Below are 23,366 nucleotides of genomic sequence, written 5' to 3' on the forward strand. Positions count from 1 at the left end.
AACACTTGTTCTACATTAGTTTTACCGAAAAAAACTTTTTCAAAATATGTTACAATAGAAAAAGAAAAAATCTGGCTTCAAATTGTTATTTTAGAAAGGAAGCGTAGAAAATTGAAGTATTCTCTTGTCGAAAAAGATACTTGTATAGCTTGTGGAGCTTGTTCCATTCATGCACCCGATGTTTTTGATTATGATACAGAAGGTCTTGCCTTTAATATATTAGATGATAACACTGGAACAAAAGAAATCCCTGAAGACTTGGTCGAAATGGTGATTGACGCTGAATTTGCTTGTCCTTCGCTTTCTATCAAAGTTTCTGATAGTCCATTTCATTAAAAAAATCCGGCAGCCCATTTAGAGACTGCCGGATTTTTATATTTAATGGCTTGTTTCTTGTTGCCTTTTTTCAAATTTGCGCCGTTCTTTTATTGTTTGATTTTTAGCAATCCAGTTTTTCAATCTAGAGTATAGCAATAAGAATACAGCACTAACGATGACACCTTTTAATAAACTAAATGGTACAATCGTATATGTGACTAACCAAGCAACATCTGTATCCGCCGGAAGTCCACCAAGTTTAATGTAAAATGGTAATAGTACAAAATAATTAAATACCACCATTGCGCCTGTCATTACTAACGTTCCAACTGCTGTTGAAAGCACCATTCCTTTTGTTGAGCGAAACCAATGAAATAAATAATAAATCGGTAATACATAAAAAATACCATTAATAAAATTGGCTAATTCTCCAACCGGAACTCCGACTGGACTACCTGACACAATGTAAAGTAGCACATTTTTGATTAGTTCTACTAAAATCACTGCGAGTGGACCGAATAATAAGCCACCAATCAAAGCTGGAATATCACTAAAATCAAGCTTTAAAAATGGTGCACTTGGTAGTAACGGAAATTGTAGCATCATTAAAATAAATGCTAAAGTACCAAGAACCGCCACACTTACAAAAACCTTCATTGAATAATTCTTCATTGTCATTTCTCCCTTGATGTTCACCAAGAAGCGAGGACATCACTTAACGAATGCAACCCAAGCAAATAAAAAACCTCAACTAAAAAAAGTTGAGGGAGAGTTTGTGGATTAATAAACAAGCACTGAATACTCAAATAAGCATCACAGCTTGCTAACACATGCTCGTGAAGACAAACGAAAAGGTCTGCCAACATCTTCTCCCATCCAGACTATACTGTCGGTCCTGGAGTTACACCAGAGTCAACTGCTAAAAAAGCAGATCGTGGACTTTAACCACCGGTCGGGAATTACACCCTGCCCCGAAGATGAACGAATATTTTATTACAATTTTTATTTTACCATGAAAAAATTTTTTCGCAAGTCCTTTTGTATGTTTTTTCACGTAAGCGTTTTCTTGATTTACATAAATAAAAAACCAGACTAAGCATCTGGTTTTTATTTATTACCACGGAATATCGGTAGACAATGATTCCGCTAATGATTGATTTTCTTTTAAACGAATTTTACGCGCGATGCTTCTTGCTTCTGCTCCAGCATGGATTCTTTTTTGTTCTTCTGTTTCTGGTTCAACAAGTGGAACTTCCACCGTTTTGCCGTCTGAATCTAACGCAACAAATGTTAAAAAGGACGTTGCTGCTAAATAACGTTCGCCTGTTTTTAAATTTTCCGCAATGATTTTAACGAAAATTTCCATTGAACTTCTTCCAGTAGACGCAACATAAGATTCTAAACAAACTGAGTGGTCATTTTTAATTGGTTTTAAGAAGTCTACCGAGTCTGTGGAAGCTGTTACGATTTCTGTGCGACAATGACGAGATGCACTAATCGAAGCTGTATCATCAATATAAGTCATCAATCTCCCACCAAAAAGGGTGTTATGGTTGTTCGTATCTGACGGGAAAACCCGGCTCGTTTTAATAACTAAAGATTCTTTACAAAATTTTGTTTGTCTTTTTTCCATGTTTTTCGCTCCATTCTATTTATAGAGAGGCAAGGTGATAATAAAATCCGATCCTTTACCAAGTTCACTTTCAACTGAAATTTTTCCGTTGTGTGCTTCTACAATGTTTTTCACTATCGCAAGGCCAATTCCTGTCCCCACTGCCTTACCACGTTTTCTTGCTTTATCGACTTTATAAAAACGTTCGAATAAATATGGGATATCTTCTTCTGCAATCCCGCTGCCATTGTCGGACACCGTAATAACAAGATTACTCTGTGCTTCATCAATCGTTTGTTTTAAAATTACTTTTCCAGCATAGCCCTCTTTACCGGTATGGCGAATCGCGTTCATAATTAAATTAATTAATACTTGCTCCATCCGGTCCGGGTCAAATGAATATTCTAAATCCGGCGTTTCTAATTCTAAGCCTAATTCTACAAAGTTCTCTTTGGCGAGCACATCAAAATTAGAAATAACTTTTCGAAGTAATGGTGCCAGTGGTAATTTTTGATTATCCATTTGATTAAATCCAGCTTCCATTCTGGCAAGGTCAAGCATATCATTGACTAAACGGCCAATCCGGAGCGACTCATCATAAATAATTTGCGCAAACTCTCGCACTTCTTCATCCGATTGGGCAACCCCATCAATAATCGCCTCGCTATAACCTTGTAACATCGAAATAGGCGTTCTTAGTTCATGCGATACATTATTAACAAAATCACTCTTCATTTTTTCCAGTTGTTTCTCTTCTGTCATATCACGGATAACTGCAACAATACTGCGCACGTGTTCCCCTGTATAAAGCAACGTCAAAATCGCAACATACGTACGGTCAGCAAAAGTAATCTCACCAACTTGGGATTCTTTCTTTTCTAGCGTGTCATTTAATAAGTCATTTAAAGCTACAGGAATGAGTACTTTTTCCGTATTTTCAGGAGAGAAGAACCAATTATGTAAAAATTCTTCTGCTGGCGGATTACTAAGTATAATCGTTTTATCCACGCTAAATTTAATAACGCCATCTGCCATCCCAACTAAAATATTGGATAATTGTTCCTTTTCCTGCCTAAGGGCGCTAATATTGTACTTTAATTGTTTCGCCATATCATTAAAAGCGACGCCAAGCTCCCCAATTTCATCATGCGTATAGGTCGGCACACGATTATCAAAGTTCCCTTTCGAAACGGCAATAGCAATCTTTTTCATTTCACGAAGCGGAAAAGCCATTCGAGAAGAAAAGACGAAAGATAGAATAGACGTTATAACAATCGCAATGACGCCTGAAATAATCAGCGTACTCATCGTTTTCTGGTTCACTTTTAAAATATCGTGATACGACTGATACACGTAAACAACACCAGTTTCGCCATTCGCTAAGGTGAATTTCTGAGCTGATACTTCGACTGGCAAAGAACCGTCACCTGTTTTAAAATTATATTTCATCGTGACGCTATTATCTTTATCTAATGCTTTGTCTAATGCTTTATCTTGAATTAATTTATTCGCTGATGCCGTGGAAACAGTATCCGGTGATTGCGATTGATAGGTGCTTTTTCCATTTTGTGCAATAATTACGCCCATCGTATCATCCAACAAAATAAGCGCGGAATCATTTTTATTTTCTGCGGAAATCACTTCATCATTTTCTTTCATCACGGTAATAATACTGGATGTTTTTTCTTCTAATTCTTTTGTAATTCGAGTGATATTATTTTTTTCATAAATCATCGCCACTAGAAATCCCGAAATAACTAAAATCCCGATTAATAACAGGATTATTGTACTCCAAATTTTCCCAACAATACTGTTCCAAATCTTCATCTTTTCTCACCTCGGTTCCAATAAAAAATAACGAACAAAGCACGTGCGGCATAACACTTGCCGATTAAACGTCTTTGCCCGTTATCTTAGTCTGTTTTATTAATCTTCGGGAATTTCAAATTTATATCCAAGACCCCAAACTGTTACAATCATTCTTGCAGCGTCTTCTGATACATCATGCAATTTTTCACGCAGTCGTTTGACGTGTGTGTCAATCGTTCTTAAATCACCAAAGAATTCATACCGCCACACTTCTTTTAAAAGTGACTCACGATCAAACACTTTATCCGGGGATTTAGCTAAATAATACAGTAAATCATATTCTTTCGGTGTTAAACCGATTTCTTTTCCATCAACAATAACACGATGAGCTTCGTTATCAATTTTCAAATGTGGGAAGGTAATAATATCTCCCGGTGTTCCACCAGCCGATTCTTCTGAAGATTGTTTCGCACGACGAAGAACAGCCTTCACTCGTAGTACAACTTCTCTTGGGCTAAATGGTTTAACGATGTAATCATCTGCGCCCACTTCAAAGCCTTGTACACGGTTAGCTTCTTCTCCTTTTGCTGTTAACATGACAACAGGTGTCGATTTAAACTCCCTCAGTTCACGACAAACTTCAATGCCATCTTTGCCAGGCATCATTAAATCAAGTAGGATTACTTCATAATTGTTGTTTAGCGCCATGCTCAATGCTTGATCACCATCACTAGCTTCTTCAATACGATAGTTCTCTCTTTCAAGATACATCTTAAGAAGACGGCGTATCCGGTCCTCATCATCCACAACAAGCACTCTAACTTGTTCACTCATAAGTACTCATCCCCTAACTCTCATTTACATAAAACGATCATTCAAATAAATGGAATCTTCCGTACCCACATACGAAAAAACCATACAATTGCCTATACCAAATTTCCTACGATTTAAATTATACATGTTTTTCACAAAACACGCTATTAGAAAGTATGTTTTGGTCGAAAAGTCATTTTTTATTTTTACCAAATCTAGCTTCTGTTTTTAATTGTTTTACTTCGTGATGGGACAATTCTCGTCTTTCTCCCGCGTTTAAACCGCGTAAATTCAAGAACGAGTATTCTTCTCTTGATAGTTTTTGCACTTCAAAACCAACTGCTTCAAACATTTTACGTACTTGGCGATTTCGACCTTCATGAATGGTGATTTCAACAATTGCTTTATCTTTTGTTTTGTCAGAAGAACGCACTTTTACTTTTGCTGGCGCTGTTTTACGACCATCAATAACAACTCCGCGCTCTAATTGGCGAATCACTTCTCGTTCAGGAATACCTTTAATACGAGCAATATATGTTTTGGAAACTTCATTTTTGGGGTGCATTAGCAAGTTCGCAAAATCCCCGTCATTTGTCATTAATAATAAGCCAGATGTGTCATAATCAAGTCGTCCAACTGGATAAAGTCGTTCTGGAATATCCGCAAAATAGTCTGCTACTGTTGTGCGGCCTTTATCATCCGTTACAGCCGATACTGTTCCTCTTGGTTTGTAAAAAAGGAAATAGCGGTGTTCTTCTTTTGTCAGTTGAATTCCTTCTACTTCGATTCGTTCCGTACCACTAACTTTTACACCTAATTCTTTCACTACTTTCCCGTTCACTGTTACCTTACCTTCTTGAATAAGCTTTTCTGCTTTTCTTCTTGAAGTAATACCCGCATTCGCAATTACTTTTTGTAAACGTTCCATTCTTATTCCTCCTCCTGTTCTTTACTTTGGTTAAACCGGTCAAAAAACAGGTCCATTTCATTCTGATCTGGTTCATCTGCCGCTGGATCAGCAAGTTTCGGTAAATCCTCTAAAGAATTAAGCCCAAAAGCATCTAAAAACTCACTTGTCGTAACGTATAGTTTTGCTCGGCCAGCCCCGTCGACACGCCCTTTATCCGTTACGAGTCCTTTGGCAACAAGGGTTCTAATCGGACCATCTGTTTGAACACCGCGAACCTCATCGACTTCCATTCTTGTAACAGGTTGACGATACGCAATAATCGCTAATGTTTCTAGTGACGCTTGCGATAAAACGGTGTTGCTAGGAACTTCGACTAACTTACGTAAAAATTCCGCGTGTGCTTTTTTGGTAGCTAATTGAAACGATCCAGCTAACTCTAATAAAATAAGCCCTCTGTCTGCATTCCCGTTATATCGTTCACTTAAAAGCTCTAATAAATTGAGCGCTTCAATATGCGTGATTTCCATGACTTCCGTTAATTGTTCCGTGGAAAGCCCGGCATCTCCCGCTGCAAAAAGCAAACTCTCTAATACGCCTAATTGTTCTTCTCTGTTCACGATAGTTCTTCCCCTTTACCTTGCACATATAAATCCGCAAAACTTTCCGATTGCTCTACTTCGACTAATTTTCGTTTCATTAGTTCTAATAGTGCTAAAAACGTAACGACCAATTGTTCTTTCGTTTGTTCTTCAAATAGCTCGTCAAATCGTAAGCGGTGATTTACTTGTTGATGTAATTTTCCTAACACAGAATCCATTCTTTCATCAATCGAAATTTCCTGTGTCGTAATTCGTGTATGAAGTGGTTTATTTAACTTTTTGCGTCGTAGCATTTTGTTAAAAGCGCTTAACATATCGTTTAACGACACATCTAGTTCGGCCACTTTTGTTCCATCATCGTATTCCGCTAAATCCATCGGCGGCTTACTGAAATAAAAGCTTCGTTCGGCCTCTTTTTCTTTTAGTTCTTTCGCGGCTTCTTTAAAGCGTTTATATTCCATTAGCTTTTCAACTAAAGCGTCACGTGGATCTTCTTCCTCTTCTAGTGTATCATAGTCGATTTCTAGTTCCTGTTTTGGAAGGAGCATTTTACTTTTAATGGCTAGTAAAGTTGCTGCCATCACTAAATATTCACTAGCAACGTCTAATTCCATTTCTTGCATTGTATGAACAAATTCCATATATTGGTCCGTAATTTCAGCCATTGGAATATCATAAATATCAACTTCTAATTGTCCGATTAAATGAAGAAGTAAGTCAAGTGGTCCCTCAAATGCATCCACTTTAAAATTCATTTCTACCATATCTGTCCCGCCCTACTATAATGAAAGATCATTTTGCACTAAATTTTCATAGGTTTCGCGGGCAACGACTAATTTATCGATTCCGTTTTCCACAAAAACTACTGGTGGTCTTGGGATACGATTATAATTACTTGCCATCGCATAACCATAAGCACCTGTACAAAAGACTGCTAACACTTCGCCGGCATTTGATTTCGGTAGTGGTAGATCCCAAATTAGCATATCCCCAGACTCGCAACATTTTCCAGCGATAGCCACAGTTTCTTCTGCAACTTTTTCTGGGTTGGCTGCAAGAACAGCATCGTAATGTGCATCATAAAGCGCTGGACGAATATTGTCTGACATACCGCCATCTACTGCAAGGTAATTCCGAATCCCCGGAACTTCTTTGCGCGATCCCACTTTGTAAAGCGTTGTACCAGCTTCACCAACAAGTGAACGACCAGGTTCAATCCAGATTTCTGGAATAGCGATATCATTACTATCAGCCACATCACGCACTTCATCCATAATTTGGCGCACATATTCACTTGGTTCCAGTGGCTCATCTTCAGCTGTGTAACGAACACCGAATCCGCCACCAAGATTAAGCACTTTTGAATCAAAGCCAAGCGTCCCGTGCCATTCAACTAATTTATCCATAATTCGACGAGCCGCTAATTTAAAACCAGTCGTTTCAAAAATTTGCGAACCGATATGGCAGTGTAGCCCGATTAAATCAAAAGATGCACTTGCATGAAGTACTTGTTTGATTGCTTTTTCAGCCTGCCCATTGGTAAGACCAAAGCCAAATTTTGAATCATCTTGTCCTGTTAAAATATAATCATGTGTATGGGCTTCAATCCCCGGTGTCACACGAATTAACACAGAAGCTTTTTCATTTCGTTCTATTAATATATCTTCTAATAAACTAATTTCATAATAATTATCAATAACAAAACAGCCGATACCGTAATCAAGTGCCATATGTATTTCTTCTGCACTTTTATTATTTCCGTGAAAATGAATTCTTTCAGGAGGAAAATTCGCTTTAATCGCAGTATAAAGTTCCCCACCCGAAACAACATCGAGTGACAAACCTTCTTCAGCCATCAGTTGGTAAATCGCTACAGCAGAAAATGCTTTACTCGCATAAGCCACTTGCGCTTTTACACCTAACTCTTCAAAAGTTTTCTTAAATCCTCTTGCTCGGTCACGGATTAGCGCTACATCATAAACGTAAAGTGGCGTACCATATTTTTCAGTAAGCTTTAAAGTGTCCACCCCTCCAATTTCGAGATGTCCTTCTGCATTTACATTCATTGTTCCAAGCCGTTCAAACGTCACGCCAATCCCACCTTTACATTATAGATTTTTAAAAGTTCTTTTATATAGTAGCACACTAAGAAGCCGAGCGACAATAACTATCTGAAAATAATATCAAATACGTAAAAAACTCAGCCCAAATCGATTATCTTCTTGCTTCAGAAAATAATAAATTTGGGCTGAGATTAGCTACCAATTATTTTAAGAAATTTTAGCAACAATTGCTTTTACATATTGTAAAAACGTGCTGCGAACTTGATCCGTTGTTTCGATAACTTCTGTATGAGAAAGTGGTTGGTCCAGAATTCCAGCCGCCATATTCGTAATACAAGAAATACCTAGTACTCGTAATCCAGCATGGTTCGCAATGATTACTTCTGGTACAGTGGACATTCCAACTGCATCTGCTCCAAGCGTACGCATCATTTGGATTTCAGCAGGTGTTTCATAAGTTGGACCGCTGAAACCAGCATAAACACCTTCGCGAATCGTTAAATTAAGCTCTTGCGCAATAAGTCTCGCATCGACACGTAAAGCTAAATTATAAGCTTCTGACATATCTGGGAAACGTGGGCCAAAATGCTCGTCATTTGGTCCGATAAGCGGGTTCGTTCCTGTAAAGTTAATATGGTCAGAAATCAACATTAAGTCTCCAGCAGAGTATAATTCGTTTACGCCACCAGCCGCATTCGTTACGACAAGTACTTCTACACCTAATTCTTTCATAACACGAACTGGGAAAGTAACATCTTGCATCGAATAGCCTTCATAAAAGTGGAAACGGCCTTGCATTGCAACAACTTCTTTATTTTCTAACTCACCAAAAACAAATTGTCCAGCATGTCCTTCTACTGTAGAAACAGGAAAATGTGGGATTTCGCTATAAGAAAGTTTCGTTGGGTTATTTACTTCGTCTGCAAGCACACCTAAACCTGATCCAAGAATCAAACCAATTGTTGGTGTTCCAGCATAACTTTCTCTAATTTTTGCAACTGCTTCATTTACTTTTTCTAAACTCATTTTTGTTCCTCCCTTTTCCTATTTCAAGTCTTTTAAGAAACTTTGGCCATATTCTGGCATTTTTACATCAAAATTATCGGCAACTGTTGCGCCAAGATCGGCAAACGTTTTGCGTAATTCTAATTCTGAACCGCCATTTTTGAAGCGTGGTGAGTATACAAGTAATGGTACAAACTCACGAGTGTGGTCTGTGCCAGAGTATGTTGGGTCGTTTCCGTGGTCAGCTGTAATAATTAAAAGATCATCATCCGTTAGTTTCTCCATCACTTCTACTAAACGGCCATCAAAATCAACAAGCGCATCTGCATAACCTTGAGGATCACGACGATGTCCAAACAGCGCATCAAAATCAACTAAGTTCAAGAAACTCATACCGTTAAAGTCTTTATCTAATACAGCGATAAATTGGTCCATTCCGTCCATATTGGATTTTGTACGGATAGATTCTGTAACACCTTCACCGTCAAAAATATCAGAAATTTTACCAATCGCAATCACATCTTTGCCACCATCTTTTAAAGCATCCATTACAGTTGGTTTAAAAGGTTTTAGCGCGTAGTCATGGCGGTTTGGCGTTCTAACAAACGCACCAGGTTCACCAACGAACGGACGTGCGATAATACGACCAAGCATGTATGGATCATCCAGAGTGATTTTGCGACAGAACTCACAGATTTCATATAGTTCTTCTAAAGGTACAACATCTTCATGCGCCGCGATTTGCAAAACAGAGTCAGCGGAAGTATAAACAATTAACGCGCCTGTTTTAACGTGTTCTTCGCCAAGCTCATCCATAATTTCTGTGCCGCTTGCCGGTTTATTACCGATTACTTTGCGACCTGTTTTTTCTTCAATTTGGTTGATTAAATCGTCAGGAAATCCATCTGGGAATACGCGGAAAGGCGTATCAATGTAAAGTCCCATAATTTCCCAGTGACCTGTCATTGTATCTTTACCGTTCGAAGCTTCTTGCATTTTCGTATAGTAAGCAAGTGGTTTTTCTGCTTTTTTAATTCCATCGATTTCACGAATATTGGATAGACCTAGTTTGCCCATTTCAGGCATGTTTAGTCCGCCAACATGTTTTGCAATATGTCCAAATGTATCAACATCAAAATCGCCAAACTCAGCAGCATCTGGTGCTTCTCCAATACCAACTGAATCCATTACAACTACATGTACTCGTTTAAATTTATCTGGCATATTTACTCATCCTTTTCAATTATATTTTTTAAGCGCGCGGGTGAAATTGCTTGTAGACATCCTTTAGGCGCAGTTTTGTTACGTGTGTATAAATTTGCGTAGTGGAGATATCGGCATGACCAAGGAGCTCTTGTACTGATCTTAAATCAGCCCCGTTTTCAAGCAAATGGGTGGCGAATGAATGACGCAAAGTATGCGGTGTAATCGGCTTTTCAATCCCCGACTCTTTCGCAATTCCTTTTAAAATTTTCCAGAAGCCTTGTCTCGTCAACCCTTGACCGTGATGATTTAAAAAGACAAAATCATTTCGATATTTCGGTCTGCGAAGTTTTGGCCGTGCTTCTTCTAAATATTGCTCTAACACAGTTGTCGCCGTTTTTCCAAGCGGGATAATTCTTTCTTTATCGCCTTTACCAATTGTTTGAATAAAACCCATATGAAGGTGCAAATCGTCCATTTTTAAACGAACAAGTTCCGTTACACGAAGCCCTGTTGCATATAAAATTTCCATCATTGCTTGATCTCTTAGCCCAAGCGGGGTACTAGTATCCGACGAACTAAGTAACTTTTCCACATCATCTAAGTTTAAAACTTTGGGTAGGCTTTGCGCTTGTTTTGGTGTTTCAATTTGAATCATTGGATCATGTGACATTTTTCCATCGTGCATTAAATAATGGAAAAACGATCGTAGTGAGGCAATATATCGCGCTACACTTCTTGCTGACTTTCCTTCTTGCCTAGCAAACGCCATAAACCCTACTATATCGCTTCTTTCAAGTATATTTGGATCCGTCAAATTCTTAGAAGTTTCCATGTAAGAAACAAAATAGTGTAAATCTCGCTGATATGCTTTGATGGTATTAGCGGATAAACCTCTCTCTACAATTAAAAAATGTAAAAAATCTTCAATCAAATCATTCATAAGCATTTCCTCCACAAGACCTATTCTACCATGTTCCACTCTGACTGAAAACGTTTAATTAATAGAAAGAAACTTATAATACTTTTCAGGCAATTCAGTCCATCTTTAACCATAAAAAAAGTTTGAGATAGATTATCTCAAACTCTGTTATTATTCTTTTTTAGTTTTTTGTCTGCAGTCTGCGCAAACCCCTTGGAAAGTCAAGCGGTGATCTTTAACAAGAAAGTTCCACTTCGATTCAACAATTTTTTCTACATCTTCAAGTAAATCTTCTTGAATTTCTTCCACAGATCCACATTCTAAACAAACTAAATGATGATGGAAATGTTTAGCGCCCTCTTGTCTCAAGTCGTAACGAGATACGCCGTCACCAAAATTAATTTTATCTACCACGCGTAGCTCTGTTAAAAGCTCAAGCGTTCTATAAACAGTTGCAAGACCAGTGTCAGGTGCAATATCTTTCACACGCAAGAAAACTTCCTCGGCACTTAAATGATCTTTTTCATTTTCCAGTAAAACGCGAACAGTAGCTTCTCGCTGTGGTGTTAATTTATAACTAGCATCATGAAGTTGTGCTTTAATGCGTCCAATACGACCTTCCATTATGGTTCCTCCCTTGGTTGCTACAACAAGTTGTCTTTCTAAATTATCATCATTATCATTTAACAATAAATACAGTTTATAATAATTATAAATAAAATGCAAGTTAGGAATTTACTTTTTACGGTAAAAATAGCACGTAGTCAATTCCTATTGCTTATGTTTACTAAGATATCATAAAAGCAATAGGCTGTCTACAATGATTATCAATTACTCATTAATTTCTCGTTATCAATAATTATTATTATTTAGCTTTAGCAAGAAGGAACAAGAAATACGGTGCGCCGATAATCGCGACAACAATCCCCGCAAATATTTCCGATGGTTGGATAATCAAACGTCCGATCGTATCCGCAAGTAATAATAACAAACCACCAGAAAGCGCCGCCGTCACCATCACCCAGCGATGCGCCGAGCCAACCAGCTTCCTCGCAATATGTGGACCAATCAACCCAATAAAGGCAATTCCACCACTAACAGAAACACAAGCCGCCGCTAAACCAACTGCTACTATTAATAGAACAAATTTTTCACGTTCCACCCGAACACCAAGTCCAGTAGCCACTTGATCTCCAAAAGAGAGCACATCCAGCGTTTTTACTTTCATAAAAGCAATTGTCCCTAAAACAATTAACCACGGCAAAAGTGCAAAAACATATTGCCAGCTCGATGCCCAAATATTGCCAGCCATCCATTCCGCATAGCGCTGATAATTTTGCGGATCAAGTCGAACGGTTAAAAGCGTAATTAACGCCGCAATCGCCGCCGCAACAGCAATCCCCGTAAGTAGCAACCGGTTAGGCAACAACCCTTCACTCCTACTATAAGAAAGACCATACACAACAAACGCCGTTAAAATTGCCCCGACAAACCCAATAAATGGCATAAATAAAACTGGTACATCCATCGTGGAAGGAAAGAAGGAAATATAAAGCATAACCGCAAGACCTGCGCCGTTATTAATCCCAAGAATTCCCGGGTCAGCTAGCCCATTTCCAGAAATCCCTTGTAAAATCGTTCCAGAAACCGCCAGCCCCGCACCAACTAAAAGTGCAATAACAATCCGCGGCAACCGAAATTCCGTCACAATAAGCTGTGTGCCCGCATCCGCCATTCCAAAGAAAGATTTAATCACTTCTAAAAATGGCAATTTCGAATAACCAGCATTGACACTATATGTAAATGTACAAAATATCAGCACACTTAAAATAATCAACGTCCAAATCCGCCGTGATTTTTTTCGCTTTTCCGCAACCGTCATATACATTATAAGTTCCTCCTTTCTTTACGAGCTACATATAAGAAGAAAGGAACCCCGATTAGTGCAAAAATAACACTGATTGGCGTTTCATATGGTGGATTAATCGTACGCGCCACAATATCCGCTGCTAAAGTCAGAAACGCCCCAACAACAGCCGAGCAAGGAATAATCCAGCGATAATCAACCCCGACTAAAAATCGCACCAAATGCGGTACAATCAAGCCAATAAAACCAACCGGCCCAACAACCGACACAGCTAGCCCCGCTAAAATCAATACCACTACCATCGACGCAATTTTAACAAAAGTTGTCTTTTCACCAAGGCCAACCGCAATGTCATCGCCTAAACTTAAAATCGTAATCGACTTACTCAATAAAATTGCTGCAATAAGTGCTCCGAGTAACCAAGGCCAGATCGCCGCAAGTTGGCTCCATTTCACACCAGCCACCCCGCCCGCATACCAAAAGGCCAAATCTTGACTCAGTTTAAAATAAATTGCAAGTCCTTCACTAAGCGCTGTTAGTAGCGAACTAACCGCCGCACCAGCAAGCACTAACCGCGTTGGCGACATCGCACTCCCAGCCAGCGAACTAACGCCAAAAACCATGAAAGCTCCAATCGCCGCTCCAACAAAAGAAAACAAAATCAACGAATTATAGCTAAGCCACGGCATAAACGCGAAACAAATAGCTACCATAAACGTCGATCCAGCATTCAACCCGAGCAAGCCCGAATCAGCCAGCGGATTCCGCGTAATTCCCTGCATAATCGCGCCAGCCACCGCAAACGCCGCTCCAATCGCCATATCCGCAATCACCCGTGGAACACGCAAACTACGAATAATCTGATGCTGCGTTTCCGAACTATTATAATGAAAAAGTGCATCCCAAACCGTACTCAAATTAATATCGGCCGCCCCTACCGCAATTCCGAACAAAGCTAGAATTAGAAGCAACAAAAGCCCACCCGAAAGTATAAAAATCGCGACAGTTGGTCTTGTATTCATTTTTATCTGTTTTGACTTATCCATCTGTACATGTTCCTTCCATCTAAATTATCCGCTCATTTTAAGTGATAATAATTATCAATCGCAAAGAAAATTATATCAATATCAAACACTAAGCGCAATCATTAGTTAGATTCCAGTAACTTCTCGACAATAATATCCAACTGCCCTTCCACTGCTAGAGGATCATAATAAAACATCGTATCAAAATCCATTTGATAAACATTCCCAGCTTTAAACGTCGGTAAATTTTTCCAAATTGGTGAGTTCGTCAAATCCTTCAACGTCTTCTCACCGTCTTTAGCATCTCCAGAAGAAGTCGTCGTGACAAACATTCTATCTGCCGCAAATTCTGGCAATACTTCCAGTGAAATCTTCTGCCAATCTTGCCCAGCCAGCACATCTTTTTGAATTTTTGCCGGAGCTTTCAACTGCAAAGCATTATAAATCGCTTGACCGCCGCGCCCCATGTTTTGCCCCATCACATAAAAATCTTTATCTTGCACTTCATAAATTCCCACTGTTTCATTTGGATCCAGTTTTTCTGCTAATTTTGCTCTACTTTCTTTCGCTTTTTGATGAAATTGATCCAGCCACGTTTCTCCAGCTTTCTTTTCACCAACCAAGTCCGCAATTTGACGCACATCTTCCTCGACATTTTTAGAAGTCGCATAAGGAATCAACACAGTTGGCGCAATTTTTGACATCGCCTCAAATTCATCTTCATTTGAAACAATAATTAAATCAGGCTGTAATTCCGCCACTTTTTCCGCCGAAACAGGATCACCAATATCCGCAATCCCATCTACTTTTCCTTTCAAAAATGGATTTTCCAGTTGTTTCGCTCTAGCACCAACTGGCTTCATTCCTAGCAAAACAATGTTTCCTAAATATTCCGAAGCGACAATCCGTTTCGGGTGCGCCGGAATTTCTACTTTCTTACCATTTATCATTGTATATGTACGCATCTCGACCTGTTCTTTCCCAGCCGATTTGTTATCTCCACAAGCAGTCAAAACCACTGCAATTAAAAGCATTGATACGAGTAAAAAGATGCCCTTTTTCAATTGAACCCCTCCTGTAAATGATAATAATTCTCAGTTAGTATAGCAACATTCTTCACAAAGTGCAAATCATCCTCGGCAAAGTATCGCTTGCATCTTTACCATAAAAACTCTATACTTAACCATTGAGAATGATTATCACCTTAACTTTAAATTGGAGCGATGAAAATGAAAGACCTTCATACAGATAACTTACAAATTTCATACGACAAACGAATCATTGTTGATGGTTTAGATATAGCCATTCCAGCGAATAAAATAACCGCCTTAGTTGGTGCAAACGGCTCTGGGAAATCGACTATTTTAAAAACAATGTCCCGCTTAATGAAACCTTCTAAAGGGGCTGTTTTTCTGGATGGCAAAACGATTCATAGCCAGCCGACCAAAGAAATCGCTAAACAGTTAGCTATTTTGCCACAAAATCCTTCTGCACCTGATGGTTTGACGGTGTTTGAATTAATTTCTTATGGACGTTCCCCGCATCAAAGTAGTTTTAAATCCATTACTGCAAAAGACCGCGAAATCATTTTCTGGTCGTTGCGTGTAACGAATTTGACGGAATTTGCGGATCGACCAATCGATAGTTTATCAGGCGGACAACGCCAGCGTGCTTGGATTGCCATGGCGCTTGCTCAAGAAACAGACGTACTTTTTCTTGATGAACCGACGACTTTTTTAGATATGACCCACCAACTAGATGTGCTTAATTTATTAAAACAACTAAATCAATCGGAAAATCGCACAATCGTGATGGTTGTCCATGATTTAAATCACGCATCTCGTTATGCCCACCACATGATTGCCATTAAAGAAGGAAAAGTTATTGCAGAAGGCACGCCAGTTAGCGTCATGACCGAGCAAACTTTAGAGGATGTTTTTAATATCAAAGCAGATATTTTAATTGATCCACGCAGCGGTGTCCCTCTTTGCCTCCCATACGAAACATGCAACGGATGCGAAATTGTAAAGGAGCTTGATTCCATTGCCAAATGAGGTTTATGATGTAACAATTATCGGCGGCGGCCCGATTGGCTTATTTTCCGCATTCTATAGTGGCTTGCGTTCGATGAAAACAAAAATCATTGATGCCGAACCAGCTGTTGGCGGTAAAGTTCGCTACTTTTTTCCAGAAAAAATTATTCGCGACATTGGTGGTATCCCCGCAATTACAGGCGCAAATCTCGTTGCCAATTTAAAAGAACAAGCAGAAACATTTCATCCTACGATTATTTGTAATGAGCGCGTGGTTGATGTGACCAAACTAACAAACGGTACCTTCCAACTAACTTCACACAATGGTGCGATTCATTTTTCTAAAACAATTGTTATTGCAACAGGTAGTGGCACGTTTGAAGTCAATAAGTTAGAAGCAAATCATGCCGAAGATTTTCCACTAGCAATTCATTATGATGTCAAAAACATCGAGCAATTCCGCGATAAAGTAGTGGTGGTGTCTGGTGGCGGGAATTCTGCCATCGACTGGGCTCAAACCCTCGAACCAATCGCCAAACAAGTGCACCTTATTTATCGCGGCGAAGATTTTAAAGCACATGAAGAAAGCGTGCGCGAGCTAAAAAACTCCCGGGTCGAAATTCATATTCATCATGAAATCAGTGAACTCATCGGAACGAACAACCAACTAACCGAAATTGCCGTTTGCTGTAATCAAACGCAAACTACGAAAACAATTAAGACGGAGGCACTTTTTATTAATCACGGTGTAAAAGTGGATCTCGGAACAATGGCTGAATGGGGCTTTGAACAGGCGGATTTCGGCATAGTCGTGGATGATGAAATGAAGACGACAGTTCCAGGCATTTTTGCTTGTGGAGATAGCGCCACCTACCCTCGAAAAATACGCATTATTGCAGCTGGACTTCATGAAGGACCAATTGCAATCAATAGCGCTAAAAAATATTTAGAACCAACTGCGGCAGACGAAGCGATGATTAGTACACATCACGAAAGCTTTATTGGTTAAAAAAAGGATTTGGGCTCACTCGCCCAAATCCTTTTTCTCTTCACATATCCCAAATTCAACAATTCGCATCATTTCCGTAAAATCATTCGCAAGCGGAACAAAATCTTCCATCGTCGCATTCGGATGACTTTGCAAATAAACAGTACTCGTTTCCGTAATATGCTTAAAAAGAGCCGCCATCACTTTACGCGCCGCATCCATATTCACATCTTTCTTCAACTTCATCTCACTTAAAACCTGATTCATTTGCGCTTCCGATCGCTCAATCGCCTTATCAAAAAAGCCCTCTAGCTTACCTTTTAATTCTACTGGCGGGTTCCCATAAGCTTGCATAATTAAGCCAAACACCGCCGGAAACTTGCGATTAAAATCCAGTTTCATCTTCGTCGACCAAATTGCCATCTCCACAAAGTCGCTCCAATGTTCCCCCTCCAAACTAACTTCATTTGTCGCAAAATCAACTGCATAACTGACCGCCGCAATATAAAGCTTTTCCTTAGAACCAAAATAATGAAAAATCAGCCCTTTCGAAACACCAGCTTTCGCACAAATTTTATTCGTACTAGCCGCCTGATATCCTTTTTCCGTAAATTCTTCCATAGCAGCTTCTAAAATTTTTAATCGTTTTTCATCCATCATACTTTCAAATCCTTTTTCTTATAAAGAACAAATGTCGCTGCAACCATCACAACAATCACCCCACAAGAAATCAGCGCGTTCGTTCCCATAATCCTTTTATCCATAATCTCAGACGGAATCGCATAGTTGATTGGTGAAAAGTATTTGAAGAAATCGACCTTGTCATTTAAACCAGCCATAATTCCTAAAATATACGTTAAGAACACAAGGGCAAGTGCGACCGGAGAGGCTTGCTTAGCTGAACGAAGCACCGCCGAAACCATAAAACCAGCACTCATAAATACAGCAGCTACCAGTAACTCACTAGAAAATACCCGCACAAGCTCCATCACTAAATTACCGCTATCTACCCCACTCGGCTTTAAGAAAAGAACAAGCGCCACCGAAGCCACAAATGTAATTGCCCAAAAAGCTACAAACGACAATAAATTACCAATCATTTTCCAAAAAACAAGACTTGACCGAGTAATCGGCTGCGCATATAAAAATTCAATCGTACCATCCGTTTCTTCTTTTATTAACGCCTGCGCACCAATCAACGCCGCATACACACACGCCGCAATAAAAATATACTGAAAAACATACGCAAAATAGGCATCAATATTCGTTAAATCAGCCATCGAATCCATGTGCAAAATTTTCATCATATCTTGCGGAAGTGCATTCATTTTCGTATTAACTAAATCTTGCATCCCGCTACTTTGCATACTAGGGAAGAAAGCCATAAACACACCTAAAATCACAATCACCACAACCGCCCAAACAACCAGACTCTTTATCCGCGTTTTCCACTCAATGTGTAAAATGTTCACTTGATTTCTCCCCCTTCGTATAGCGTCATAAATTTATCTTCCAATTCCTGATTTGTAATCGTTAAATCCGTAATTTCTTTTTCTTGTAACAATGGCAAAATCGTCTTAATATCCTCATCAAAAATAAGCCGCGCTTTCCCCGCTTCCTTTTCGATAATTCGTGCGCCTGCATTCGTCAATTTTTCAAGTGGCAAATTCGTTCCTTTCAGCGCAATCACTTTGCCTGTCATTTGTTGATTAGCGATATCTTCCACTGCGATAATGTTTCCATTTCGAATAAAAGCAGCCCTTGTACAATATTCTTGAACTTCCCGCAAATTATGACTAGAAAGAAAAATCGTCATTCCCTCTTTATTTCGCTCAGTCATTTCTTTGAATAAATAATGTTGCATTAAAGGATCAAGCCCATTCGTCGGTTCATCCAAAATAAATAATTTTGGCTCGGTAATAAGTCCAGCAACAATCGCCACTTTCTTTTTATTTCCAAGCGACATTTCTCCAAAGCGTTTTTTCGGGTCAATCGCAAACATTTCATAATACTTATTCATTTTTTGCGCCGCATTTTCAATATGGTGGAACTTGGCAGCATAGTGGATAATATCATTTGCCGTCATTTGTGGATAATAACGCACCTCACTCGGCACATAACCAACCATTTTCTTAATTTCCGCTGAATCTTTCACAACGTCTTTCCCGAGAACCGTTGCACTCCCACTCGTAGCATAAATAAAATTCAATAAAACTTTGATTGTCGTTGATTTCCCTGCACCGTTTGGGCCAATAAAACCATATAGTTCGCCTTCATTTACAGACAAATTCACATTTTCAATTGCTCGCTTTTTATGATAATTTTTTGTGAGCGACTCCACTTTAATTGCTTCCATGTTCTCTCCTCCACACTCAAATTGACCACTTAGTCAATTCGAGTATAAGCCCTTTTGACCAGGTAGTCAATCCAGAACTACTAAACCCTTTTTCATAGCCAAAAACTTAATTCCAGATATAAGCAAGCAAAATCTATAAAAGTAGATAAATCACTGTTTTTCATCTGTGTTTATGCTTAGAAAATATAGGTTTCAGCCTAATATTACTAATTTCAACAACCAGCCTATTCTGCATAGAATAATCATATTTCAGATGCTATAATTATGGATAAGTAAGCAAGTTTGTGGTGGTGGCTAGTTCTTTCAACAAGAAAGGATGATGCCTATGAATTTTTTGTTAGGAACTCCTGGAAAGGATAATCCATGACCGTTTATGAAGCCCTGTCTTTTGCAGTCGCTTTTGCAACCTTAGTGTTGTTATTAAACAGTCAAAATAACAAAAAAAATAACCACTCATAAACTTTGGACGGTTTAGTGGTTATTTTTATAATAAATTAAACTAGCTGCCACCTTAAATGGGCTTGCGCTTGAGGGTCATGTTCACGCATGACTCTCTTTTCACATTAATAATACCACATTCCAACCTCTTCTGACAATGTTTTACATAATGAAGACACAACAATGCTATAACTTTAAATGAACTTGATTATCTAGTCCTATATAATGTCTTTCTAAACTGCAGCCATCATAAATAGGTTTATGCTTTCATACACTAGTATTAAAAAGCCTTCTTCAAAATATAAAGTAACCTTCTATTTGCACCTTGCGTCCTATTTTAGAACAACTTTATTTGGTTTTTTATCTATTGAAATTAATAATGAATCTAGATAGTTAGGATCATGAAAGCTATTTCAGGGCACTAAAGAATAATACGCATTCATTAAGCTTACAACAATTCCAGAACCTCGTGAAGTAACATTTATGAAACCGTCCCTCCTCAATTCATCCAGTTTGATATACTTATTAATTGGAAATTCTGTGGAAGCCATGGAAAAAAACTTCCAATCCCCCGAATCTAAAAGGTCTCTATTTACAAATAGTAATGAAATCGCAAATAAATCACCAACACCCCACACTTGTTTTTTTCGCTTTGTCATTTTTCATAGTCTTCTATAAATCAATCTCATACAGTTGAACAAGATTTATTCATTTTCTTCTATTAATAGTTGCATTTTCCAGTATTGCATCGCGTACATTGTTTTAGCATCATGAATGAGTTGTTGTTCTATTAATTGTTCTGCTTCTTCTGGTGTTACTTTGACTAAATTAATAAATTCATCGGCATCTTGTGCTAACGGATGCTCCATTTTCCGGAGATCGCGCGCTACATAAATATGTAAAAGTTCATTGGCAAATCCAGGCGATGTATAAAAAGAAGTGAGATACGTTAAATCATCGGACTGAAAACCAGTTTCTTCTTCTAATTCCCGTCTGGCCGTCACGAGCGGATCCTCTCCAAGCTCCATTTTACCAGCTGGAATTTCGATAATCGTTTTTTCGAGTGGCTTTCGGAATTGTTCTACTAAATACATTTCACCATCTGCTGAAAACGGAATAATTGCTACAGCCCCGGGATGTTTAACGATTTCGCGTTTACTCTTTTCCCCGTTTGGCAACTCTACATCATCTACTTGCAAATCTATTACATTTCCGCTAAAAATCTTTTCTGTATGAAGCGTTTTTTCCTCCAATGAGTCCATTTCTGCCACCTACTCCTCGTTTTTTTTCATTATAACATAACTAAGTCCGAGTTTAATTTACATCGCACGACTGATAACATCTATTTTCTAAATATGGTATGATAAGAACAAATAAAGGACAATTTCTAAAATATAAAAACCTTGCAACTTGCCTAGTGCTAGCATACAAAATATACTTAAATGGTAGGTTACTTTCCACTAATCTTTATTTTTAGAAGAACATATTATAAGAAAAGCGGACCTTTTAAACAGGTACTTAAAGGAGAAGATGTATAATGACCGTTTTTAAAAAGATATTAGCATTCACAGGTTCTATTTTCCTTGTCATTATTTTGGCTGGTATTCTCACTTCACTAATCCATAGTGGCTTGGTAATTGCAGCAATTGTTATCGCTGTTGCGGCTATCCTATTTTTCTTTTCATCTAAAGCTGGGGACCGCGCGCAAATGATTGCAACTGGATTAACTAAGAAAGAATATAAATATATTCGCACTAACCTTGAAGAAGCTCGCGTGAAAATTATCCGCCTTCAAAAAATTATGACACAAAACAAAGCGTTATATTCTTTCCAAGAGCGCAACAAAACGCTTTTACTTACAAAAAGAATTTACGGTATCGTAAAAGATGAACCAAAACGTTTCTATGAAGCAGAAGATTTCTTTTTCTCCCATCTTGATTCTTTGGTGGAACTAACCGAAAAATATGCTTTCCTAGAAAAACAGCCAGTAAAAGACAAAAAAATCTATCAAACACTTTCTGATACACGTACACTTTTAAATGATTTAAGTCGAGTAATTGAAAAGGATTTATTTACGCTTTTAAATCAAGACGTGAATAATCTTGACTTTGAATTAGAAGTAGCGAAAAACTCCATTTCTAAACAGAAAAAGAAATTCGAAAGGGGTACAAAAGATGACCGAGAACAAGCCAAGTGAAGAAACAAATGAATTAAAAGATTTAGTAGTTGAGAAAGAATTCAACCAAACGTTAGATGATCTTCTTGCTAACCCGTTTGGATCAGACGGCGAATCAGCTGCAAGCATCGTGAATAACGAAACGGATGCAGCTCCTCGCCTAGTCGATATGCTGACAGAAACAAATAAAAAACAAGCTTTAGAACTATCGAAACAAATCGAACCTGGAAACCAGGCAGCGATTCTTGGATATGGAGCTCCGGCCCAAGCTAAACTCCATGATTTCTCGCACTCGATGTTAGCACATGTACAAAAGCAAGATGTTGGCCCAATTGGCGATATCATTAGTGATTTAATGTATCGTTTACAAGAAGCGGATCCTGATGAACTTGCGGCTCGCAACAAAAATGTCTTCACCAAAATGTTCCACCGAGTAAAACAATCCATCAATGAAATTACTTCTAAATATCAAAAAATTGGTACCCAAATTGACCGCATCGCGTTGAAACTGGAACATTCCAAAAAGCGTTTAATGGAAGATAACTCTTTCCTAGAACAGCTTTATGATAAAAATAAAGATTACTTCCAAGCACTCAACATTTACATTGCTGCTGGAGAATTAAAATTAGAAGAAATTAATACTAAAATGCTCCCAGAACTTCGTAAAAAAGCGGAACAAACTGGCGACCAAATGGATTATCAAGAAGTAAATGATTTAACACAATTTGCGGATCGTCTTGATAAACGGGTATATGATTTACGCTTAAGCCGTCAAATCACTATTCAACAAGCGCCACAAATTCGTTTAATCCAAAATACGAACCAAGCACTTGCTGAAAAAATCCAATCATCGATTATGACAGCCATTCCACTTTGGAAGAATCAAGTAGCAATCGCGCTTACCTTGCTTCGTCAACAACAAGCCGTTGCAGCTCAGCGCCAAGTTTCCGAAACAACCAACGAACTTCTCAAACGAAACGCCGATATGCTAAAAACAAATGCTATCGAAACAGCGCGTGAAAACGAAAGAGGTATTGTGGATATCGAAACGCTGAAAGAAACTCAATCAAGCTTAATCGAAACATTACAAGAAACGCTTAAAATCCAACAAGAAGGCCGTGCTAAACGCGCCGTTGCTGAAAAAGAACTTGTAACAATGGAACAAGAACTTAAAGAACGTTTACTAGAAATGAAATAAAAAAAGCTAGCGCAAAAGTTGCGCTAGCTTT

At 38.6% G+C, this 23,366-nt stretch carries 25 protein-coding genes and 1 riboswitch; of the genes, 5 read left to right on the forward strand and 20 right to left on the reverse strand.

Annotated elements, in window-relative coordinates:
* Positions 1-111: 111 nt before the first annotated feature.
* On the forward strand, positions 112-336 hold the full coding sequence (locus HCJ55_RS00850; RefSeq protein ID WP_185392104.1) for a ferredoxin: 225 nt from the start codon (positions 112-114) through the stop codon (positions 334-336).
* Positions 337-378: 42 nt separating this feature from the next.
* On the opposite strand, the gene ribU is transcribed toward HCJ55_RS00850, so the two are convergent.
* The 15 genes from ribU to HCJ55_RS00925 all read right to left on the reverse strand — a co-directional run bounded on the left by ribU (position 379) and on the right by HCJ55_RS00925 (position 15,210).
* Entirely contained in the window at positions 379-990 is a 612-nt protein-coding gene (gene ribU / locus HCJ55_RS00855) for a riboflavin transporter RibU (protein ID WP_185480916.1), read from the reverse strand.
* A gap of 188 nt (positions 991-1,178) precedes the next feature.
* A riboswitch (FMN riboswitch) is annotated at positions 1,179-1,301 on the reverse strand.
* A 131-nt stretch (positions 1,302-1,432) separates the two neighbouring features.
* Entirely contained in the window at positions 1,433-1,951 is a 519-nt protein-coding gene (locus tag HCJ55_RS00860; protein WP_070234200.1) for an acyl-CoA thioesterase, read from the reverse strand.
* Between the two features lie 15 nt (positions 1,952-1,966).
* Entirely contained in the window at positions 1,967-3,757 is a 1,791-nt protein-coding gene (locus HCJ55_RS00865) for an ATP-binding protein (RefSeq protein WP_185502011.1), read from the reverse strand.
* Between the two features lie 99 nt (positions 3,758-3,856).
* Positions 3,857-4,573 (reverse strand): response regulator transcription factor, encoded by a 717-nt coding sequence (locus tag HCJ55_RS00870; RefSeq protein WP_008948281.1) that lies wholly within the window; start codon positions 4,571-4,573, stop codon positions 3,857-3,859.
* Positions 4,574-4,745: 172 nt separating this feature from the next.
* On the reverse strand, positions 4,746-5,480 hold the full coding sequence (locus tag HCJ55_RS00875; RefSeq protein WP_008948282.1) for a pseudouridine synthase: 735 nt from the start codon (positions 5,478-5,480) through the stop codon (positions 4,746-4,748).
* Between the two features lie 2 nt (positions 5,481-5,482).
* Complete coding sequence (gene scpB / locus HCJ55_RS00880) at positions 5,483-6,079, reverse strand: SMC-Scp complex subunit ScpB (protein ID WP_008948283.1); 597 nt, start codon at positions 6,077-6,079, stop codon at positions 5,483-5,485.
* Positions 6,076-6,825 carry a segregation/condensation protein A gene (locus HCJ55_RS00885; RefSeq protein ID WP_008948284.1) on the reverse strand — a complete coding sequence of 250 codons (750 nt, stop codon included), beginning with the start codon at positions 6,823-6,825 and terminating at the stop codon, positions 6,076-6,078. The genes scpB and HCJ55_RS00885 overlap by 4 nt, the downstream gene beginning before the upstream one ends.
* A gap of 15 nt (positions 6,826-6,840) precedes the next feature.
* Positions 6,841-8,151 (reverse strand): diaminopimelate decarboxylase, encoded by a 1,311-nt coding sequence (lysA, locus tag HCJ55_RS00890; RefSeq protein ID WP_008948285.1) that lies wholly within the window; start codon positions 8,149-8,151, stop codon positions 6,841-6,843.
* 180 nt (positions 8,152-8,331) lie between these two features.
* A complete protein-coding gene (locus HCJ55_RS00895) occupies positions 8,332-9,150 on the reverse strand; it encodes a purine-nucleoside phosphorylase (protein ID WP_008948286.1) in 819 nt (272 codons plus the stop codon).
* Positions 9,151-9,168: 18 nt separating this feature from the next.
* Positions 9,169-10,353, reverse strand: coding sequence for a phosphopentomutase (gene deoB / locus HCJ55_RS00900; protein ID WP_008948287.1), 1,185 nt, complete (start codon positions 10,351-10,353; stop codon positions 9,169-9,171).
* Between the two features lie 28 nt (positions 10,354-10,381).
* Positions 10,382-11,275: a site-specific tyrosine recombinase XerD gene (gene xerD / locus HCJ55_RS00905; protein WP_008948288.1), complete on the reverse strand. Its 894-nt coding sequence runs from the start codon at positions 11,273-11,275 to the stop codon at positions 10,382-10,384.
* Positions 11,276-11,425: 150 nt separating this feature from the next.
* Positions 11,426-11,878 (reverse strand): ferric iron uptake transcriptional regulator, encoded by a 453-nt coding sequence (fur, locus tag HCJ55_RS00910; protein WP_070785259.1) that lies wholly within the window; start codon positions 11,876-11,878, stop codon positions 11,426-11,428.
* Between the two features lie 241 nt (positions 11,879-12,119).
* On the reverse strand, positions 12,120-13,142 hold the full coding sequence (locus tag HCJ55_RS00915) for a FecCD family ABC transporter permease (RefSeq protein ID WP_185516657.1): 1,023 nt from the start codon (positions 13,140-13,142) through the stop codon (positions 12,120-12,122).
* Positions 13,142-14,167 carry a FecCD family ABC transporter permease gene (locus tag HCJ55_RS00920; protein WP_185502010.1) on the reverse strand — a complete coding sequence of 342 codons (1,026 nt, stop codon included), beginning with the start codon at positions 14,165-14,167 and terminating at the stop codon, positions 13,142-13,144. Before HCJ55_RS00920 ends, HCJ55_RS00915 begins: the two co-directional genes overlap by 1 nt.
* 101 nt (positions 14,168-14,268) lie before the next feature.
* A complete protein-coding gene (locus HCJ55_RS00925) occupies positions 14,269-15,210 on the reverse strand; it encodes an iron-hydroxamate ABC transporter substrate-binding protein (RefSeq protein ID WP_185516659.1) in 942 nt (313 codons plus the stop codon).
* A gap of 165 nt (positions 15,211-15,375) precedes the next feature.
* On the opposite strand from HCJ55_RS00925, the gene HCJ55_RS00930 reads away from it, so the two are divergent.
* A complete protein-coding gene (locus tag HCJ55_RS00930; RefSeq protein ID WP_008948293.1) occupies positions 15,376-16,200 on the forward strand; it encodes an ABC transporter ATP-binding protein in 825 nt (274 codons plus the stop codon).
* Positions 16,190-17,188 (forward strand): NAD(P)/FAD-dependent oxidoreductase, encoded by a 999-nt coding sequence (locus HCJ55_RS00935; protein ID WP_185516661.1) that lies wholly within the window; start codon positions 16,190-16,192, stop codon positions 17,186-17,188. Before HCJ55_RS00930 ends, HCJ55_RS00935 begins: the two co-directional genes overlap by 11 nt.
* 15 nt (positions 17,189-17,203) lie before the next feature.
* Here HCJ55_RS00935 and timR read toward each other — a convergent pair whose 3' ends face one another.
* The 5 genes from timR to HCJ55_RS00960 form a co-directional block, all read right to left on the reverse strand.
* Positions 17,204-17,824 (reverse strand): macrodiolide transporter TimAB transcriptional regulator TimA, encoded by a 621-nt coding sequence (gene timR, locus HCJ55_RS00940; RefSeq protein ID WP_185516916.1) that lies wholly within the window; start codon positions 17,822-17,824, stop codon positions 17,204-17,206.
* Positions 17,824-18,639, reverse strand: a complete 816-nt coding sequence (gene timB, locus HCJ55_RS00945; protein ID WP_185516663.1) for a macrodiolide ABC transporter permease TimB — start codon at positions 18,637-18,639, stop codon at positions 17,824-17,826. The genes timR and timB overlap by 1 nt, the downstream gene beginning before the upstream one ends.
* Positions 18,636-19,523 (reverse strand): macrodiolide ABC transporter ATP-binding protein TimA, encoded by an 888-nt coding sequence (gene timA, locus HCJ55_RS00950; RefSeq protein ID WP_185502006.1) that lies wholly within the window; start codon positions 19,521-19,523, stop codon positions 18,636-18,638. The genes timB and timA overlap by 4 nt, the downstream gene beginning before the upstream one ends.
* Before the next feature lie 851 nt (positions 19,524-20,374).
* Positions 20,375-20,620 (reverse strand): hypothetical protein, encoded by a 246-nt coding sequence (locus tag HCJ55_RS00955; protein ID WP_185516665.1) that lies wholly within the window; start codon positions 20,618-20,620, stop codon positions 20,375-20,377.
* 45 nt (positions 20,621-20,665) lie between these two features.
* Positions 20,666-21,223: an NUDIX hydrolase gene (locus HCJ55_RS00960; RefSeq protein ID WP_185502004.1), complete on the reverse strand. Its 558-nt coding sequence runs from the start codon at positions 21,221-21,223 to the stop codon at positions 20,666-20,668.
* A 275-nt stretch (positions 21,224-21,498) separates the two neighbouring features.
* Between HCJ55_RS00960 and HCJ55_RS00965 the strand changes: the two genes are divergently transcribed.
* Entirely contained in the window at positions 21,499-22,158 is a 660-nt protein-coding gene (locus tag HCJ55_RS00965) for a 5-bromo-4-chloroindolyl phosphate hydrolysis family protein (protein WP_003723132.1), read from the forward strand.
* Positions 22,136-23,335: a toxic anion resistance protein gene (locus HCJ55_RS00970; RefSeq protein WP_003725866.1), complete on the forward strand. Its 1,200-nt coding sequence runs from the start codon at positions 22,136-22,138 to the stop codon at positions 23,333-23,335. Before HCJ55_RS00965 ends, HCJ55_RS00970 begins: the two co-directional genes overlap by 23 nt.
* The last annotated feature ends 31 nt before the right edge of the window (positions 23,336-23,366 follow it).

The sequence above is a fragment of the Listeria marthii genome, from assembly GCF_014227425.1.
Lineage (GTDB): Bacteria > Bacillota > Bacilli > Lactobacillales > Listeriaceae > Listeria > Listeria marthii.